At 58.3% G+C, this 17,036-nt stretch carries 18 protein-coding genes; 6 read left to right on the top strand and 12 right to left on the bottom strand.

The window, feature by feature from the left end; translation table 11 throughout:
- Positions 1-141: 141 nt before the first annotated feature.
- From ACQR3R_RS29245 to ACQR3R_RS29225, 5 genes are all read right to left on the bottom strand, one after another.
- Positions 142-954, bottom strand: coding sequence for an OmpA family protein (locus ACQR3R_RS29245; protein ID WP_428277980.1), 813 nt, complete (start codon positions 952-954; stop codon positions 142-144).
- Positions 951-1,307 carry a DUF4398 domain-containing protein gene (locus ACQR3R_RS29240; protein WP_428277978.1) on the bottom strand — a complete coding sequence of 119 codons (357 nt, stop codon included), beginning with the start codon at positions 1,305-1,307 and terminating at the stop codon, positions 951-953. Before ACQR3R_RS29240 ends, ACQR3R_RS29245 begins: the two co-directional genes overlap by 4 nt.
- Positions 1,308-1,316: 9 nt before the next feature.
- Entirely contained in the window at positions 1,317-2,141 is an 825-nt protein-coding gene (locus ACQR3R_RS29235) for a transporter substrate-binding domain-containing protein (RefSeq protein WP_428277976.1), read from the bottom strand.
- A gap of 93 nt (positions 2,142-2,234) precedes the next feature.
- Positions 2,235-3,164: an FAD-binding protein gene (locus ACQR3R_RS29230; RefSeq protein ID WP_428277974.1), complete on the bottom strand. Its 930-nt coding sequence runs from the start codon at positions 3,162-3,164 to the stop codon at positions 2,235-2,237.
- A gap of 2 nt (positions 3,165-3,166) precedes the next feature.
- Positions 3,167-3,916 (bottom strand): electron transfer flavoprotein subunit beta/FixA family protein, encoded by a 750-nt coding sequence (locus tag ACQR3R_RS29225; protein WP_428277972.1) that lies wholly within the window; start codon positions 3,914-3,916, stop codon positions 3,167-3,169.
- 543 nt (positions 3,917-4,459) lie between these two features.
- Here ACQR3R_RS29225 and ACQR3R_RS29220 point away from each other — a divergent pair.
- The gene (locus tag ACQR3R_RS29220) at positions 4,460-6,124 is read left to right on the top strand and encodes a 4Fe-4S dicluster domain-containing protein (protein WP_428277970.1); all 1,665 of its coding nucleotides are present in this window, start codon (positions 4,460-4,462) and stop codon (positions 6,122-6,124) included.
- Positions 6,125-6,311: 187 nt separating this feature from the next.
- Here ACQR3R_RS29220 and ACQR3R_RS29215 read toward each other — a convergent pair whose 3' ends face one another.
- Positions 6,312-7,202, bottom strand: coding sequence for an AraC family transcriptional regulator N-terminal domain-containing protein (locus ACQR3R_RS29215; RefSeq protein WP_428277968.1), 891 nt, complete (start codon positions 7,200-7,202; stop codon positions 6,312-6,314).
- A gap of 189 nt (positions 7,203-7,391) precedes the next feature.
- Between ACQR3R_RS29215 and ACQR3R_RS29210 the strand changes: the two genes are divergently transcribed.
- Complete coding sequence (locus ACQR3R_RS29210; protein ID WP_428277966.1) at positions 7,392-8,444, top strand: alcohol dehydrogenase catalytic domain-containing protein; 1,053 nt, start codon at positions 7,392-7,394, stop codon at positions 8,442-8,444.
- Here the strand turns inward: ACQR3R_RS29210 and ACQR3R_RS29205 are convergent.
- From ACQR3R_RS29205 to ACQR3R_RS29185, 5 genes are all read right to left on the bottom strand, one after another.
- Entirely contained in the window at positions 8,441-9,244 is an 804-nt protein-coding gene (locus ACQR3R_RS29205; protein ID WP_428277964.1) for an IclR family transcriptional regulator domain-containing protein, read from the bottom strand. The two genes, ACQR3R_RS29210 and ACQR3R_RS29205, sit on opposite strands and share 4 nt — an antisense overlap.
- Positions 9,245-9,304: 60 nt before the next feature.
- Positions 9,305-10,615, bottom strand: coding sequence for a D-galactonate transporter (locus ACQR3R_RS29200; RefSeq protein WP_428277962.1), 1,311 nt, complete (start codon positions 10,613-10,615; stop codon positions 9,305-9,307).
- A 192-nt stretch (positions 10,616-10,807) separates the two neighbouring features.
- Positions 10,808-11,956, bottom strand: coding sequence for a galactonate dehydratase (dgoD, locus tag ACQR3R_RS29195; RefSeq protein ID WP_090186690.1), 1,149 nt, complete (start codon positions 11,954-11,956; stop codon positions 10,808-10,810).
- A gap of 48 nt (positions 11,957-12,004) precedes the next feature.
- A complete protein-coding gene (locus ACQR3R_RS29190; RefSeq protein WP_428277960.1) occupies positions 12,005-12,625 on the bottom strand; it encodes a 2-dehydro-3-deoxy-6-phosphogalactonate aldolase in 621 nt (206 codons plus the stop codon).
- Positions 12,626-12,644: 19 nt separating this feature from the next.
- The gene (locus tag ACQR3R_RS29185; protein ID WP_428277958.1) at positions 12,645-13,637 is read right to left on the bottom strand and encodes a 2-dehydro-3-deoxygalactonokinase; all 993 of its coding nucleotides are present in this window, start codon (positions 13,635-13,637) and stop codon (positions 12,645-12,647) included.
- Positions 13,638-13,828: 191 nt separating this feature from the next.
- Here ACQR3R_RS29185 and ACQR3R_RS29180 point away from each other — a divergent pair, with 191 nt between their 5' ends.
- Positions 13,829-14,272 (top strand): hypothetical protein, encoded by a 444-nt coding sequence (locus ACQR3R_RS29180; protein ID WP_428277956.1) that lies wholly within the window; start codon positions 13,829-13,831, stop codon positions 14,270-14,272.
- Here the strand turns inward: ACQR3R_RS29180 and ACQR3R_RS29175 are convergent.
- Positions 14,269-14,751: a GNAT family N-acetyltransferase gene (locus tag ACQR3R_RS29175; RefSeq protein ID WP_428277954.1), complete on the bottom strand. Its 483-nt coding sequence runs from the start codon at positions 14,749-14,751 to the stop codon at positions 14,269-14,271. The genes ACQR3R_RS29180 and ACQR3R_RS29175 overlap by 4 nt on opposite strands.
- A 278-nt stretch (positions 14,752-15,029) precedes the next feature.
- Between ACQR3R_RS29175 and ACQR3R_RS29170 the strand changes: the two genes are divergently transcribed.
- The 3 genes from ACQR3R_RS29170 to ACQR3R_RS29160 all read left to right on the top strand — a co-directional run bounded on the left by ACQR3R_RS29170 (position 15,030) and on the right by ACQR3R_RS29160 (position 16,963).
- A complete protein-coding gene (locus tag ACQR3R_RS29170) occupies positions 15,030-16,235 on the top strand; it encodes an MFS transporter (protein ID WP_428277952.1) in 1,206 nt (401 codons plus the stop codon).
- An 83-nt stretch (positions 16,236-16,318) separates the two neighbouring features.
- Positions 16,319-16,657 (top strand): hypothetical protein, encoded by a 339-nt coding sequence (locus tag ACQR3R_RS29165; protein WP_428277950.1) that lies wholly within the window; start codon positions 16,319-16,321, stop codon positions 16,655-16,657.
- A 51-nt stretch (positions 16,658-16,708) separates the two neighbouring features.
- Positions 16,709-16,963, top strand: a complete 255-nt coding sequence (locus ACQR3R_RS29160; protein WP_428277948.1) for a hypothetical protein — start codon at positions 16,709-16,711, stop codon at positions 16,961-16,963.
- The last annotated feature ends 73 nt before the right edge of the window (positions 16,964-17,036 follow it).

Raw genomic sequence — 17,036 nt, 5'->3', positions numbered from 1 at the left:
AGAAGTGTACGGGGACAGTTGCCACAATAGTCGACTGCACCGGCCAGTGTCAGCAAAAACTGTACTGTTTTACGGGACGATTGGCAGGGCATAAAAAAACCCGGCGCTGCTGGCAGGCCGGGTTTTCCAGAAACGCAGCCCTTAACGGGCGGCGCCGAGCTGGCCTTTTTCGTCAGAGAATACAATTTCTACCCGACGGTTCTGCGCGCGACCTCGCTCGGAAGCGTTTGCGTCTACCGGGTATTCGTCGCCGTAACCTTCGACCTGAATGCGTTTTTCATCGATTCCCAGGTCCACCAGCACGTCCGCTACCGATTGCGCGCGATCACGTGACAGCTTGAGGTTTTCCTGTTTGCCGCCCGTACTGTCGGCATAGCCCTCGATTCGCACCACACGTTTTGGGTTCAACTGCAGGAACTGTACGATTTTCAACACCACACGGTTTGCCGAGTTTTTCAGCTCCGCTTCGCCGGTATCGAACAGCACATCCCCCAGCGTCAGCACCAAGCCTCGGTCGGTCTGAGTGGTTGCCATCGCCACAATCTGTTCTTCAAGCCATTTACCCTGCTGCTGAACGCTGAGCAATTTTGACTCGCGCAATGCCAACTGAAGACGCTGGCGCTCCAGTTCCAGCTTGGCGGCACGTTCTTCGTTCAGCACCTGGCTGGTGTGTTCACGGGCGATTTCACTGTAGCGCTGGCTCAGATAAGCGTAATGAGCGACATCGGAACCGCTGCCCCAGTAGCTCGACAGGCGATCGGCGCGCGCCAGCGACTCGCCAGCGCGAATCACATCCTTGGGCGCGATGCGCAGCACGTTCGAATCTTCCTTGACCTTCTGGAAGTCGGCGCTCGCCTGTTGCAATGCCGCTTCACTGTGCTGGCCAGCGCAACCGTAGAGACTGGCGCAACCGGCCAGCATCAAACCACCGAGTACTTTGCATTTGAGGCTCATTGGGCATCTCCCAACTGCTTGCGCAAGCGAGCGATGCGAGTATTGAGCACGTTCAATTGTTCTTCGCTTTTGAGGGTCAGCACCTTGGCTTCCGCCAGACGCGCATCCAGTTCAGCCTGCTCGGCGCGCATGCGTGCATGTTTGTATGACTGATCGGCCATGTCGGCCTGGGCTCGCGTGAACTTGTCTTCGGCCAGTTTCATTTCCGGCACCGCCTCGGCGGTGGCGCCCACATCCTTGGCTTGCACCAGTGCCTGTTCAGTCAGGCGAATTTGTTCATTCGGCGCCGGATCGGCTGCACAACCCGCCAGAGCCAGAACGGCCAGGGCAGCGAAAAGAGGTCGAATACTCACTAAAAATCCCTACTGTTTTGAGGTACTGGCGGGTTGTTGCTGCTGTGCTGTCCAACGCTCGATATTGCGTTGCAGCACGGCTTCCGTCAGTCCGGACGCGGGCAATTCTGTCATCTTTTTGGCCAGCTGTCCGCGCAACCACGGATCGTTGCAGGCGGAGTTGTGGGAAATCGCGAGGAACAGCCCAGGTTTATCGACTGGCTGTTGGCGCGCAACCAGGTCGTTGGCCATGCTCAGTGCCTTGGCGGCGGCCATGCCCGAATAACGCCCGGCCAGGACAAATTCCACCTCGCCCAAGAGTAATTTCTGAAAGGCCTGGCTCAGATTGGGTGTGCGCGTGAGGGTCAATTGCTGTTCGGCGAACGTGCCAAATTCGGCCGTCATTCGAGACTTCTCCGACAAGGCCCCGGGATGACCATGAAGGTCCTGCGTTTCCTCATACACCAATGCCGAGTCTTTTCGGGTCCAGACCAGATAATCGTTTTGCAGCAGCGGCGGATGAATGTAGTCCAGCGTTTCCAGCTCACTGACCGTCAATGGCGCATCAAGCAGCATGTCCATCCGCCCGCTGCGAACTTCATCGAGGGCTTGGGAACGTTTACCGGCATACAGGACCTCGACCTTGATGCCCAATTGTCCGGCCACTTGCTGCAATAAATCGGCACTGGCGCCGATCAGGTGCTTGGGATTTTGCGGGTCTTGCCACAGATAGGGTGGGGCATCCGGACTGCCGGTCACCACCAGGCGATCACATTTGCCTGCCGCAATCGCGAGCCCCGTGAACAGCGTCAGGCCCAACGTTAAACAACAGCTGTACGCGCGGCGCAAATCCATGGCGAAACTCTCCACTCAATCCGGTTATGCCTAAAAACGAGCAAAAAAAAGCCCGACCAAAAGGTCGGGCTCTTTATAAGTGAAGCCGCTGGATTAGACCAGCTTCTCCAACTCGGGGATTGCTTCGAACAGATCAGCAACCAGGCCGTAATCAGCCACCTGGAAGATCGGCGCTTCTTCGTCCTTGTTGATCGCAACGATCACTTTGGAGTCTTTCATGCCGGCCAAGTGCTGGATCGCGCCGGAGATACCGACCGCGATGTACAGCTGTGGTGCAACGATTTTGCCGGTCTGACCGACCTGCATGTCGTTCGGCACAAAACCTGCGTCGACTGCAGCGCGCGAAGCGCCAACAGCAGCGCCCAGCTTGTCGGCCAAGGCGTACAGGTGTTTGAAGTTGTCCCCGTTCTGCATGCCGCGACCGCCGGAAACGACGATTTTGGCAGCGGTCAGTTCTGGACGATCGGACTTGGCCAGCTCTTCGCCAACGAAGCTCGAAGTGCCCGCGTCGTGTGCAGCAGCAACGGCTTCAACAGCAGCCGAACCACCTTCAGCGGCAACCGGATCGAAACCGGTGGCACGCACGGTGATGACTTTCACCGATGCATTCGACTGAACGGTAGCGATGGCGTTACCGGCGTAGATCGGACGGGTGAACGTGTCGGCGCTGACGACCGAAATGATCTCGGAGATCTGGTCAACGTCCAGCTGAGCGGCAACGCGCGGCAGGATGTTTTTGCCGTTGGACGTAGCGGCAGCCAGGATATGGCTATAACCGGCGCCAAGCTCGGCAACCAGCGGCGCTACGTTTTCCGGCAACTGGTGAGCGTAGGCGGCGTTGTCGGCCACCAGCACTTTAGCCACGCCAGCAATTTTCGCAGCGGCTTCAGCCACGGCGCCAACGCCCTGACCGGTGACCAGAACGTGGATATCACCGCCAATTTTGGCAGCGGCAGCCACGGTGTTCAGTGTGGCCGGGGCCACTACTTTGTTGTCGTGTTCAGCGATTACCAAGATAGTCATTATCAGATTACCTTCGCTTCGTTTTTCAGTTTCTCGACCAGTTCAGCCACCGACTTGACCTTGATACCCGCGCTGCGTGCAGCAGGCGCTTCGACTTTGACGGTCTTGTTGGTGGAGGCAGTGGAAACGCCCAAAGCGTCCGGAGTCAGCACTTCGAGAGGCTTCTTCTTGGCTTTCATGATGTTTGGCAGGGACGCATAACGCGGCTCGTTCAAACGCAGGTCGGTGGTGACGATGGCTGGCAGTTTCAGGGAAACTGTTTGCGCGCCGCCGTCGACTTCGCGAGTCACGGCAACCTTGTCGCCGCTGATTTCGACTTTAGACGCGAACGTGCCCTGACCGTAGCCGCTCAATGCAGCAAGCATCTGGCCAACCTGGTTGTTGTCGCTGTCGATGGCTTGTTTGCCAAGGATCACCAGTTGAGGCTGTTCCTTGTCGACAACCGCTTTCAACAGTTTGGCCACGGCCAGCGACGTCAGATCTTCAGCGGATTCGACGAGGATGGCGCGGTCGGCACCCAGAGCCAGCGCGGTGCGCAGTTGCTCTTGAGCGGTGGTCGGGCCAATCGAAACGACGACGATTTCAGTCGCAACGCCTTTCTCTTTCAGGCGTACGGCTTCTTCCACTGCGATTTCGCAGAACGGGTTCATCGACATCTTCACGTTAGCGAGGTCGACGCCGGAATTGTCCGCCTTGACGCGAACCTTGACGTTGTAATCCACAACGCGTTTGACAGCTACAAGAACCTTCATGGATTCCTCGTTACTCTCCGGTGAAAAGAAAGTCGCCTAGGCGAACCTGGCGGTTGATGCTCATCGGCGCAAGGGCACCTCTAAAAACGCTGGTTAAGGAATCAGCGACCTTGCTCACGAGGTTGATGACCGTTCGTCAGTGGTGACTTGCGAGTCATTCTGTATCGCGGCGTGTAAACTGCGCGCAAAACCTGCGCTGCCCGTCATCAGGTACTGCCATCACCCTGTCTTTAGAGGTGCTCTTGAAACCTACAGTCAGCCTACGGCGAGCGCAAAACCGACCGTATCTTGACCGGAACGCCTATTCCGGTCAATACGGCAAAATGGCCGTTCGTAAGCCGTGTGACTTTGATTTCTCTGGCCTGGAGCCAATTCAAACAAACGTTTGTATTGGACGCTAGGAGTGGTGTAGATATAATGCGCCACCTTAGAGAGAAAGGTGGCTTATCGATTGTCCTCTCCCGGCATTGCGCAGGGATTCAAGGATGCGGCACCAAACCTCCAATTAGAAAAAAACTGTGAGCCTTGAGTAGGAGATAACCTGTGGAACGCGAATACATGGAATTCGACGTGGTCATCGTCGGTGCCGGCCCCGCTGGTCTTTCTGCCGCCTGCCGCTTGAAGCAGAAGGCTGCTGAAGCCGGTAAGGAAATCAGCGTCTGCGTGGTCGAAAAAGGCTCCGAAGTCGGCGCTCACATCCTGTCTGGTGCCGTGTTTGAACCGCGTGCCCTGAACGAATTGTTCCCGGACTGGAAAGAACTTGGCGCGCCGCTGAACACGCCGGTCACCCGCGACGACATCTTCGTTCTGAAGAACGCTGACAGCGCGCAAAAAATTCCTGACCTCTTTGTGCCCAAGACCATGCACAACGAAGGCAACTACATTATCTCGCTCGGTAACCTGTGCCGCTGGCTAGCCCAGCAAGCCGAAAACCTTGGCGTGGAAATCTACCCTGGTTTCGCGGCTCAAGAAGCGCTGTTCGACGAGAATGGCGTGGTTCGCGGGATCATCACCGGCGATCTGGGCGTTGACCGCGAAGGTCACCCGAAAGAAGGCCTGTACACCCCGGGCATGGAACTGCGTGGCAAATACACGCTGTTCGCCGAAGGTTGCCGTGGCCATATCGGCAAGCAGTTGATCAAACGCTTCAACCTCGACAGCGACGCCGATGCACAGCATTACGGCATCGGCCTGAAAGAAATCTGGGAAATCGACCCGGCCAAGCATCAACCAGGCCTGGTGGTGCACACCGCCGGCTGGCCGCTGGACATCATGGGCACCGAGAACACCGGTGGCTCGTTCCTCTATCACCTGGAAAACAATCAGGTGGTTGTCGGCCTGATCGTCGATCTGTCCTACAGCAACACTTATCTGTCGCCGTTCGATGAGTTCCAGCGCCTCAAGCATCACCCGGTGCTCAAGCAGTACCTGGAAGGTGGCAAGCGAATCAGCTATGGCGCCCGCGCCATCTGCAAGGGCGGCCTGAATTCGCTGCCGAAAATGGTCTTCAAGGGCGGTGCGCTGATCGGTTGCGACCTCGGCACCCTGAACTTCGCGAAGATCAAAGGCAGCCACACCGCGATGAAGTCAGGCATGCTCGCCGCTGAATCCGTGGCCGAGGCGCTGTTCGCTGAAAAGGACGGCACCGAAGAGCTGACCACTTACGTCGACGCGTTCAAGAAGAGCTGGCTCTACGACGAACTGTTCGCCAGCCGCAATTTCGGCCCGGCGATCCACAAGTTCGGCGCGATTGTCGGCGGTGGTTTCAACTGGCTCGACCAGAACATTTTCGGTGGCAAACTGCCGTTCACCCTGCACGACACCAAGCCGGATTACGCGTGCCTCAAACTCGCCGCCGACTGCAAGAAGATCGACTACCCGAAACCGGACGGCAAACTCAGTTTCGACAAACTCAGCTCGGTGTTCATCTCCGGTACCAACCATGAAGAAGAACAGCCGTGCCACTTGAAGCTGACCGATCCGAGCATCCCGATCAGCAAGAACCTGCCGCTGTACGATGAGCCTGCCCAGCGTTACTGCCCGGCCGGTGTGTACGAAGTGGTGACCAAGGAAGATGGCGAGAAGCGCTTCCAGATCAACGCCCAGAACTGCGTTCACTGCAAGACCTGTGACATCAAGGATCCTTCGCAGAACATCACCTGGGTGGCACCGGAAGGTGCTGGCGGCCCGACTTACCCGAACATGTAAGCCGAACGCCTGAACATCAAGGCTCCCGAACCGGGGGCCTTTTTGTTGCCTGTCATTCGGGCCCCAACGCTTATTTCTGTGGGAGCGGGCTTGCTCGCGAAAGCGGTGTGCCAGTCGCCATCAGTGTTGAATGAAAAATTGCATTCGCGAGCAAGCCCGCTCCCACAAGGGGATCATCGTCAATTCATCAGGCGGCGCGCTCATCCCCGGGATTACGTTCGAAGTAGCGCTTGTACTCCCGGCTGAACTGCGACGTGCTCTGATACCCGACGCGATGCGCGACCTGCGCCACCCCCAAGCCCTCGGCTAGCAGTAACTGTTGCGCCTTGAGCAGACGCAGACGCTTGAGGTACTGCACCGGCGATAACAACGTGCTGCGCTTGAAATGTTCGTGGAAGGTCGACGCACTCATGTTCGCGCAACCGGCCAGCGTCTCGACATTCAACGGTTCGGTGTAATGCGCGTGCAGATGGCTGAGTGATGCGGCGACGCGGGCAAATTGCCCTTGTTGTTCGACGAGCGCCCGCAACACATCTGCCTGAGGACCGCGCAACGCGACGAACAATAATTCGCGCAATCGCGCCTGGCCCATAATCTGGCACTCCAGCGGATCGTGCAGACAGCGCAACAAACGCTCCACGCAACCACGCATTGCATCGTCGAGTACCGCCGAGGTCATGGACTCAGGCGTCTGCGCCGCTATGTTGCGCCCCGGCGCCAAGCCCATGGCCAACACCAATTCACCCAGCAACGCTCGGTCGATGGCAACCGAAACCCCGAGCATCGGCCCGTCAGGCGCGGAAAAGGTCTCGCACTCAAACGGAACCGGTAACGCCTGAATCAAATAATGGCCGGCGCCATATTCCATCGTACGCGGCCCCAAGTAGGCCAGTTTGCTGCCCTGGGCGATGATGACCAGGCTCGGCTCGTAAATCTGCGGCCCCCGCGCCACGTCACAACTGGCGCGCAATACCTGCACACCCGGCAATGCCGTAGGCGCGAAGCCGTCGCGTGTGGTCAGTGGCTGGATCAACGAAACCAGCGTGGCATTGGCGTCCAGATGACGGGTCAATAACATAAGAGCTCTTCAAAAAAACAGACGGAAAAAGGCATGCAAGCATCATCGCAGGTCTGCTGCCGCATTTGATCAAACGAGCACTGATGCCGGAGGAATAGGCATGACACCCGGAGGAATCGCCATGGCTGGTCTCGACGACGAAGCCCAGAATTCACCGCCTCTCTTGTCACTGCTTTTGCGAGGTTCCTCATGTACACCGCCATCGGTTATGCCGCTCAATCGGCCACCACTCCCCTCGCCCCCGTGAAATTCGAACGCCGCAGCCCACGACCCGACGACGTTGCCATCGACATTCTGTACTGCGGTGTCTGCCATTCCGATATCCATCAGGCTCGCAACGAATGGGGCATTGCCGTTTATCCGTTGATGCCCGGCCACGAGATCGTCGGCAAAGTGACGGCGGTCGGTACGGATGTCAGTCAATATAAAATCGGCGATCTGGTTGGTGTCGGCTGCATGGTCGATTCCTGCCGTACCTGCGAAGCCTGCCAGTCGAACCTCGAGCAGTATTGCCTCGAAGGCCCGACCATGACCTACGCCACTCCGGACCGGGTTGATGGCAGCAATACCATGGGCGGCTACTCCGACAGCATTGTGGTCAGCGAGCACTTTGTGGTGCGTATTCCGCCGAAGCTCGACCTGGCCAGCGCCGCCCCAATCCTCTGCGCCGGCATCACCACTTACTCGCCGCTGAAACACTACGGGGTCAAGGCTGGTAACAAGGTCGGGATTCTCGGCATGGGCGGCCTGGGCCATATGGGCATCAAGTTCGCCAAGGCGATGGGCGCCGAAGTCACGCTGTTCACCCGTTCGGCGAGCAAGGCTGAAGAAGGTCGCCGTCAAGGCGCAGACCATGTGATCGTCTCAACCGATGCCGAGCAAATGAAGGCCGCGGCCGGTCACTTTGATTTTCTGCTGGACACCATCCCGGTGCAGCACGACCTCAACCCCTACCTCGATACCTTGCGCTTCGATGGCGTGCACATTCTGGTGGGGTTGATTGAACCGATTGATCCGCCGGTGCACGCAGCCAAACTGGTATTGGGTCGTCGTGTACTGGCCGGCTCGCTGATCGGCGGCATTGCAGAAACCCAGGAAGTGCTGGATTTCTGCGCCGAGCACAACATCACTTGCGACATCGAGATGCTCGACATCCGCCAGATCAACGAGGCTTACACCCGCATGATTGCCGGTGACGTGAAGTACCGCTTCGTGATCGACATGGCGACCTTGAAGGTCTAGACCTTAGCGCCGAGTTCCGCAGAAAGCCTTGCTGTGACCCCTTTGATCAGGGGAATCAGCTCGGCCATTTTTTCCAGCGGCATATACGGCACGGTGCTGGCGATGCTGATGCCGGCGACAATTCGTTTGCTGGCATCACGAATCGGCGCTGCCACACAGCGAATCGACGGTTCGTTGTCTTCCAGATCGAAAGCGTAACCCCCCGCCACGTACTCAATCATGCGCTGCTGAAACTGCTCCCAGGATTGCTCCGGGTGTTGCGGCCAAAACAGATTTTTGCCACCTGCCGGCAAGCTGACTTCATACAGCCGCTGCCACTCCTGCTGCGTGTCATCGAGCATCAACGCCTTGCCGATCCCGGTGCGCGCCAACGGCATGCGATGCCCCACGCGTGACCGCATTTCCGGACCATTGCGCCCAGGATTCTTGTGCAGGTACAGCACTTCATCGCCTTCACGAATGGCCAGGTGAATGGTGTCGCCGGTCAATGCCGACAACTCATCCAGATACGGCCCGGCCAATGTCACCAAGGGCAGCTCTTCACGCGCCTGAAAACCCAGCTCGATGAGTTTCGGCCCCAACAAATAACCGACTTGCGGTACCACGCGCAGGTAGCGTTCCTCGACCAGGCAACTGGCCAGTCGATGCGTGGTACTGCGCGTGGTGCCGATCAGCCGGGCGATTTCCTTGAGGTCGCGCGCACCGCTGGCTACGGCCTGGACCACGCCCAAACCACGCAGCAGTGTCTGGGTGCCGGTCGGCGCGGTGTCCTTGGCAATTTTTGGGGCGTCTTCCTGCATATCCAGCCTTTACCGTTGAGCGAGTGAACGGGCGGCATTATGGTCGCCCGATGGCCACGACTACAACTTGATGCGTTCGACTTTACCTACCAGCAGTACGTAGGAAAGCGCACCGATCAATGCCAGCACCGCGATGTAGGTGATTGCCGGAGCGAAAGAATCACCCGTTGCCAGGAAGCCGATGACAATCGGCGTGGTGATCGCCGACAGGTTACCGATGAAATTGAACACGCCGCCCGTCAACCCGAGCAAGCGAGCCGGTGCCAGCGTAGACACCAGCGACCAGGTGATCGAAGCCAGCCCATTGCCGAAAAACGCCAACGCAAGGAACGCAATCACCAGCGGTGTCGATTCGACAAAATTGGCGCCGATGATCGACGTGGAAATCAGCAGGCCACCAATGATCGGCAGCTTGCGTGCGAAACCCACGGTGTAACCGCGACGGATCAGGAAGTCGGAAAAGAACCCGGAACAGAGCACGCCGACGAAGGCCGCCAGAAACGGCAGCGACGCCAACAGGCCAGACTTGATGAAGTCCATGCCGCGATACTTCACCAGGTAGGTCGGGAACCATGTCAGGAAAAACCACAGCGTGGAGTTAAGGCAAAACTGGCCGAGGTAAATGCCCCAGAGTTTGCGCTTGCTCAGCACAATACCGAGGTCGGTCCAGCTGAACTTCGCTTTGACCCGGGCTTGTTCGACCTGGATATCCACCAAACCGCCACCTTCGCGGATCAGGTTGATTTCGGCTTCATTGGCGCCCTTGAAATCCCGGGGTTCGCGATACACCGCGTACCAGACGACGGCCCAGATAATGCCCACCACACCGGTGCTGACAAACACCATGTGCCAGCCGAATTCATGCTGCAACCAGGCAAGCACCGGGGTCAGGAACGCCAGGCCAACAAACTGCCCGGAGGTATAGAAACCGATGGCCGTGGCGCGTTCACGCTCGGGAAACCAGGTGGTGACCACACGGCTGTTGATCGGATAAGCCGGCGCTTCCAATGCACCCACCGCCATGCGCAGCACGAACAGTGCGATGAAACTGGCAGCGAATCCGAGCATTACCGTCGCGATCGACCACAACAGCAAGGCCACGCTGTAGAGAATGCGCGGCGGTACCCGGTCCACCAGCCAGCCACCGGGAATTTGCATGGCGGCGTAGGTCCAGCCGAACGCCGAGAAAATCAGCCCGACGTGAATCGGGTCAATCCCCAGTTCACTGGTGAGCGCGGGGGCGGCAATCGACAGGTTGCTGCGGTCGAGGTAGTTGATCACTACGGTGATGAACAGCAGCACCATGATGAAAAAGCGCTTGCGGCTTGGCGCCACCAACGACGCCTGCCCGGTAAGGGTTTGCGGTTGCATGGGGAGTGCCTCTTATTATGTTTATTGAGGTCGTTGCAAGACTTGCAATGATGCAGATCTCCCGTCCTTGGAGATCAACTGTGGGGGCCCGCCTGCTGGCGATTGCGCTGTATCAGTCTCCACCAATGGAGGTGCTGGCCAAATCGCCAGCAGGCTGGCTCCCACAGGTATGTGTGTTGAGTCAGAGAACACTCACCACTCGGCAAAACTGCCATCGGCATGGCGCCAGATCGGGTTGCGCCAGCGGTGGCCGACGGCTGCACGCTCGATCACGTATTCTTCGTTGATCTCAATGCCAAGGCCCGGGCCATTCGGGATCTTGACGAAACCTTTGTCGTAGTCGAATACCCGCGGATCCTTCACATAATCAAGCAGGTCATTGCTCTCGTTGTAGTGAATGCCCAGGCTCTGCTCCTGGATAAACGCGTTGTAGCAAACCGCGTCCAGTTGCAGGCACGCAGCAAGGGCAATCGGCCCGAGCGGGCAATGCAGTGCGAGGGCCACGTCGTAGGCTTCAGCCATGTTGGCGATCTTGCGGGTTTCGGTGATACCGCCCGCGTGGGACGCATCCGGCTGAATGATGTCGACGTAGCCTTCGCTCAGCACACGTTTGAAATCCCACCGCGAGAACAACCGCTCACCGAGAGCAATCGGGGTGCTGGTCAGCGGTGCCAGCTCTTTCAGCGCTTCGTAGTTTTCACTCAGCACCGGTTCTTCGATGAACATCAGTTTGTAGGGGTCGAGTTCCTTCATCAGCACTTTGGCCATGGGTTTGTGCACCCGGCCATGGAAGTCGACGCCGATCCCGACATTCGGTCCAACCGCGTCTCGCACGGCGGCGACGTTGGCCAACGCGAGGTCGACCTTTTCAAAGGAATCGAGGAATTGAAGTTCTTCGGTGCCGTTCATTTTCACCGCAGTGAAACCACGCTCCACTGCTTCTTTCGCAGCACGCGCGGTGTCTGCCGGCCGGTCGCCACCGATCCAGGAATACACGCGAATTTTGTCGCGCACCTGGCCACCGAGCAGGTCGCTGACCGACACGCCCAAGGCCTTGCCCTTGATGTCCCAAAGCGCCTGATCGATACCGGCCAGCGCACTCATATGGATTGCCCCGCCACGGTAGAAACCGCCGCGATAGAGCACGGTCCAGATGTCTTCGATGTTGCGTGGGTCTTTGCCGATCAAGTAGTCGGACAATTCTTCAACGGCAGCCGCCACGGTGTGGGCGCGGCCTTCGACCACGGGCTCGCCCCAACCAGTCACGCCTTCATCGGTTTCTATCTTGAGGAAGCACCAGCGCGGCGGGACGATGAAGGTGGTGAGTTTGGTGATTTTCATCTGATTGTCTCTCTTGTTAGATGCAGCGCTCGCAGCGCCCAAAAAGTCTTAACGCAGTGCATTCCATGCAGCGACATAGGCCTTGGCGTTTCGCGCCACGTCGTCAGGCGTCATCCCCGGTTTGAACAGCCCGGAACCCAGGCCGAAGCCTTTGACGCCGGCATCGATAAACACCTGCATGTTGTCTGGGGTAATTCCGCCGACCGGTGCCAGAAGGGTCCCGGCAGGCAACACCGCGAGCCATGCCTTGACAACGGCCGGGCCCATTTGCTCGGCAGGGAACATCTTCAACACGTCCGCGCCTTCGGCCAGTGCTGCAAACGCTTCAGTCGGCGTGGCGACGCCAGGTGACAGGTACAGCCCGGCGGCTTTGGCGGCGCGCAGCACTGTCGGGTCGCTGTGCGGCATGACGATGACCTGGCCGCCCGCCGCTTTGACTTGCTCGACCTGCTCCGGCGTCAGCACCGTGCCCGCACCGATCAGGCAATCGGCAGGCAACGTACTGCGCAAGATGCGAATACTTTCGTACGGCTCGGGGGAATTAAGCGGCACCTCGATGACGCGAAATCCTGCGGCATACAGGACTTCGCCGATGGCTGCCGCCTCTGTAGGGCGCAGGCCACGCAGAATCGCGATCAGACCGTTTTGTGCCAATGCTTGCTTGAGCATGTCAGACCTCCAGTCAGGTTTAACGGGATGGGATTTGTGTGACCAGTCCGGCGGCGATCGCCAACTGCCACAAGCCGTGCTCGGTGGCTTGTTCGGCCAATGTCACGCGGGCAAAACCACAGGCGTCGAGCGCCCTGCTGTAACGGGCACAGAGTTGGGAATTACCAATAAGAATGATTGACGGTAAATGAACGCTGTTGCGTCGGCGTCGCTGAACAGTGGCCAGCGCCACCAGTTCGTGGCCAATCAACAAACCGGACAGATAATCCGGCTGGGCAGTGCCACTGAGTTCACCGGTCAGGCCCAGGCTGCGCGCACTGAACAGCGTCGACAGCGGGCCGATCTCGCCGTCCGCCGACAGCGCCACGTGCACGCCTCGGTCGAAGGCTTGGCCATCGAAGCAAGCACCGCGTTGCTGTGTGCGCCCCAGAATGCTGTGCTCGCTGAGGACGGCGAAAATTTCACCGGTCATGAAGGTATCGAAATGGACGATGCAACCGTCGGCCACCTCCACCCATTTAGAATGGCTGCCCGGCAGACCGATCAGCACATCGCCGGTCGCCGCGCCCGGCAAGTTATGCAATACGCCAAGGACCTGGGTTTCTTCGCCGCGCATCACATTCGGCAAGTTCGAGCGCTGGATCACGCCCGGCACGATGTGCACGTCGACCCCGCGAAGACTGCGAACGGTTTGTAGAGACGTGCCGAGATCAGCGACATTCGCCGGCGTATCGCGGTAAACCGCTTCGCGCCAGCCCTGGGCGCTGCCGACCATGCCACAGGCAATGACCGGCAAGCCTGGCTGAGCATCGAGCCAGTCGCCACAGGCCTCATCGAAGGCCAACTCAAAACCGTCGGCGCATTCTTGCCCTGCGATCACCCGCGGCGTTTTCGGCAACTGCATGATCCCCGACGACAGCGAACGCTGTTCGAGCACCTGGCCATCGGCGGCGAGTTTGTAAGCACGTAATGAGGTTGTCCCCCAATCGAGCGCGATCAGTTGCGCCAGCATCGCTTCACCTGATTGTTATTGGCAGTGAGTGAGCTGGACTATAAACCCTGACGTGGACAAATCTCAATATATAAATATCACTCCCATATTATGGGATTTACCACTGTGACAAGATTTTTTCCGGCAACGCTTTAAAATGCCGAGCCTTCACTAACCAGGTGTCCGCCTTAACCGGCATTTCAAGGAAGAAAATGAAGTCTGCTCTGAAAGCACTGCTGCTCTGTACCGCCCTCTGGTCCAACTTTGTGTTCAGCGCATCGGACAAGTTGAAGATCGGCGATACCTGGGCGTACAAAACCCGGCCAGGTGAAGAGGCTTCTACCCTGACCATTCTGAAAATCGAAAACTATCCCAAACTGGGCAAGGTCGTTCACATCAGGGTCGACGGCATCAGGATGATCAACCCAGTGGTAGGCAATGAATTTAATGAATTGCCTCATCTGCCCTTCCAGGCCGAAGCCGTTGAACGCAGCATTACCCGTCGCGTCGGGCACACGACCGCGCTTCCAGACTTCAGCAAGGGTTATGAAGTCTGGAGAGCAGCGTTTGATGAAGGTAAGGCAGGTGTTTTCAAAATCACGGTCCGACAAACACTCGACGGTATGCTCAGCGGCAATTGGGAAGCCTCTGATTAATTACCCTCTGCAAACCCCCGCAGCACCGCCCCATCCATCCGATACCGCACCCACTCTTCCTGAGGCTGCGCGCCCAGAGATTTATAGAAGTCGATGGCCGATGTGTTCCAGTCCAGGACACTCCACTCGAACCGCCCGCAATCATTGGCGCAGGCTATTTTTGCCAAATGGCGCAGCAGGGTTTTGCCGGCGCCGCCGCCACGTTGTTCAGGGGTGATGTAGAGGTCTTCCAGGTACAGGCAGTTGCTGCCAAGCCAGGTGGAATAGCTGAAGAAGAACACCGCAAAACCGATGGGTAAACCCTCGCGCAGGCAAATCAAACCGTGCGCCGTGGCACCCTCACCGAATAGGCTGCGCTCGATGTCGGCAACGCTGGCGATGACTTCGTGGCGGGCACGTTCATAGTCGGCCAGCTCAGTAATGAACGCGAGAATTTGCGGTGCATCGCTGGGCGTCGCCGGGCGGATTTCGATCGTCATGGACGTGCCTTGTCAAAAGTGGAAAACACCATACTAATTCGGTGCACGATTTGTGGCGAGGGAGCTTGCTCGCGCTCGAGTGCGCAGCACGCGCAACGTTCTCGACCAAAGCCGAGAACCCGGCGCGGCGGCTCAGCCCAACGGGAGCAAACTCCCTCGCCACACAAGCGCATTACTCCGGCGTGCACTAACCCTGAAATCGTCAACCACACACCTAACGTCCGCGCCGTGCATGGTAGATAGAGGGACTGCTGTTTATCGGGTCAAGGAACCGTTTCATGTCTACCGCAACGCCTCAAGTATCAAGCAGAGTGTTCGCACTGTTCTGCCTCGCCAGTTATCTGCTGTCGCTGTCCTACGGCTCGACATTTTTGTTGTCACTGTTGATCGGCTCACGCGGCGGTAACGAACACGATGCCGGCAGCGTGATTTCGGCGGCAATGCTCAGTACGTTTGCGGCGGTGATTGTGTCCGGGCACTTGTCCGACGCGCTTGGCGCGGCACGCTCGATTGCCTTGTTCGGCGTGTTGTTGGTGGTCGCAAGCCTGGGCTTCGCACTGACACCCGGGTTCGGCAACCTGTTGTTGTTTTTCGGGCTGCTGCTGGGATTGGGCTGGGGCGTTTTCTATACGCTGGGGCCGATCATCGTTGCCAGCCTGGTCGCGCCAGCACAACGCGCCAAATACTTTGCGCTGCTCTCGGGCAGCATGATGACCGGCATTGGCAGCGGGCCGTTGCTGGGTCGCGCGGCGAGTGCCTTGGGTTATCCGGTGACCGTGGCGTTTTACCTGGCGGCGCTGGCCAGCCTGGTTGGCGTTTTACTGTTTTGGCGGCTGGGTTCACAACTGAAAAAATCGTCGCTGCACAGCACGGCCGTCGCGCGCATTTCCTGGCGCGCAACCACACACGTGCTGTCATCCAAAGCGGTGTTCGCGATCATCATGGTCGGTCTGGGCGGCTGTGTTTTCGGCGGCTTGTCGAGTTTTCAAACCAGTTATGCGGCGTCCCGCTCACTCGACTATTCACTGTTCTTCTTTGGCTTCATGGGTGCCGCCATCAGCAGCCGGATGGTGATTTCAGGCTACGTGGTCAAGCGTGATCCGCTGCGCGCCTCCTGCCTTTTGTCAGGCCTGATGATGGCGTCCATTGCGATGTTCGGTTTTGTCGTCGATAGCGGCTTTACCTACGTTCTGGCCGCGGTAATGCTGGGGATCGGTTACGGGTTGACGTATTCAGTGATCAACGGCCTGGCGGCAAATGAAGCACCGGAAGGCACCACATCGCAGTCGTTGCTGCTGTTCAGCCTGTCGTATTTCATTGGTGTCTTTGGTTTTCCGCTACTGGCCGGGAAGATTATCGTCGAGCACGGGATGATGACACTTCTGCTAACAGTTCTGGGCATAGCACTGCTGAACTGGTTGATCACCGTTGGCCGCTTGCTCTGGCGCCGCAGCATCAGCGCGAAAATAGCGCAGCGGGCCTAGACCGTTCGTCGTTCATCAGGCACCAATCGAAAACGGGGGCGGACCAATAATGGGTAAGGACTCTACATAAATGGAGAGAACCCATGAACACGTCCAAATTGACCGCCCTCGCCTTTGCCGCGCTGATGTCCAGCGCCGCGTTTGCCGCCACGACCGCCTCGGGCACCGGGCCGACCAACCCGGTTGAAAGCCCAAAATCCCCTGCCATCCAAAGCGCACCCGGTATGAATACCGAGGGTGCGGGCATCGATAGCAGCTTGCCTCCAGCCACCGGCACCGACCCGCGAACCCAAGGCAACGACATGGGCCGTCAAGGTGGAATGAACATGCCGGATACCCGGACACCTGATAACGCAGGCAGCGGCATGGGCTCGAAAACCACCACCGGTGGTTCGGGTTCCGAGGGCGGTGCCAGCCAATAATTCGCGCATGCGTTTCAAGCAAGACCTATCCACATCCATGAAGAGGTAACCATGAACGTCGATAAAAACCTTGAGAAAGAAGTCCTGACCCGCCTGCTGCACGCCCATCCGAGTGGGTTGGGCAAAGAGGTTCTGGATAATTACCGGGGAGAAAAGGTTGTCGCCAGCGCCCTCGCCACCCTGCAGGATCGCGGGCTGATCCAGCAGGGCCACGTGACCTGTAACGAGGCCGGCGAACACGCGCTCAATTTGCCGATAAAACTCAGTGCCGCCGGCGTTGAAGCGGCACGCAAGCTAGACGCTTGACCGCATGATTGAAGGCTCACTCTCACACGGATCTGCACACGACGCAGGGTAAAGGTGGGAGTGAGCCTGCTCG

Source organism: Gordonia sp. IEGM753, from assembly GCF_050321825.1.
Taxonomy (GTDB): domain Bacteria; phylum Pseudomonadota; class Gammaproteobacteria; order Pseudomonadales; family Pseudomonadaceae; genus Aquipseudomonas.
This window is presented reverse-complemented; position numbering and strand designations above follow the sequence as displayed.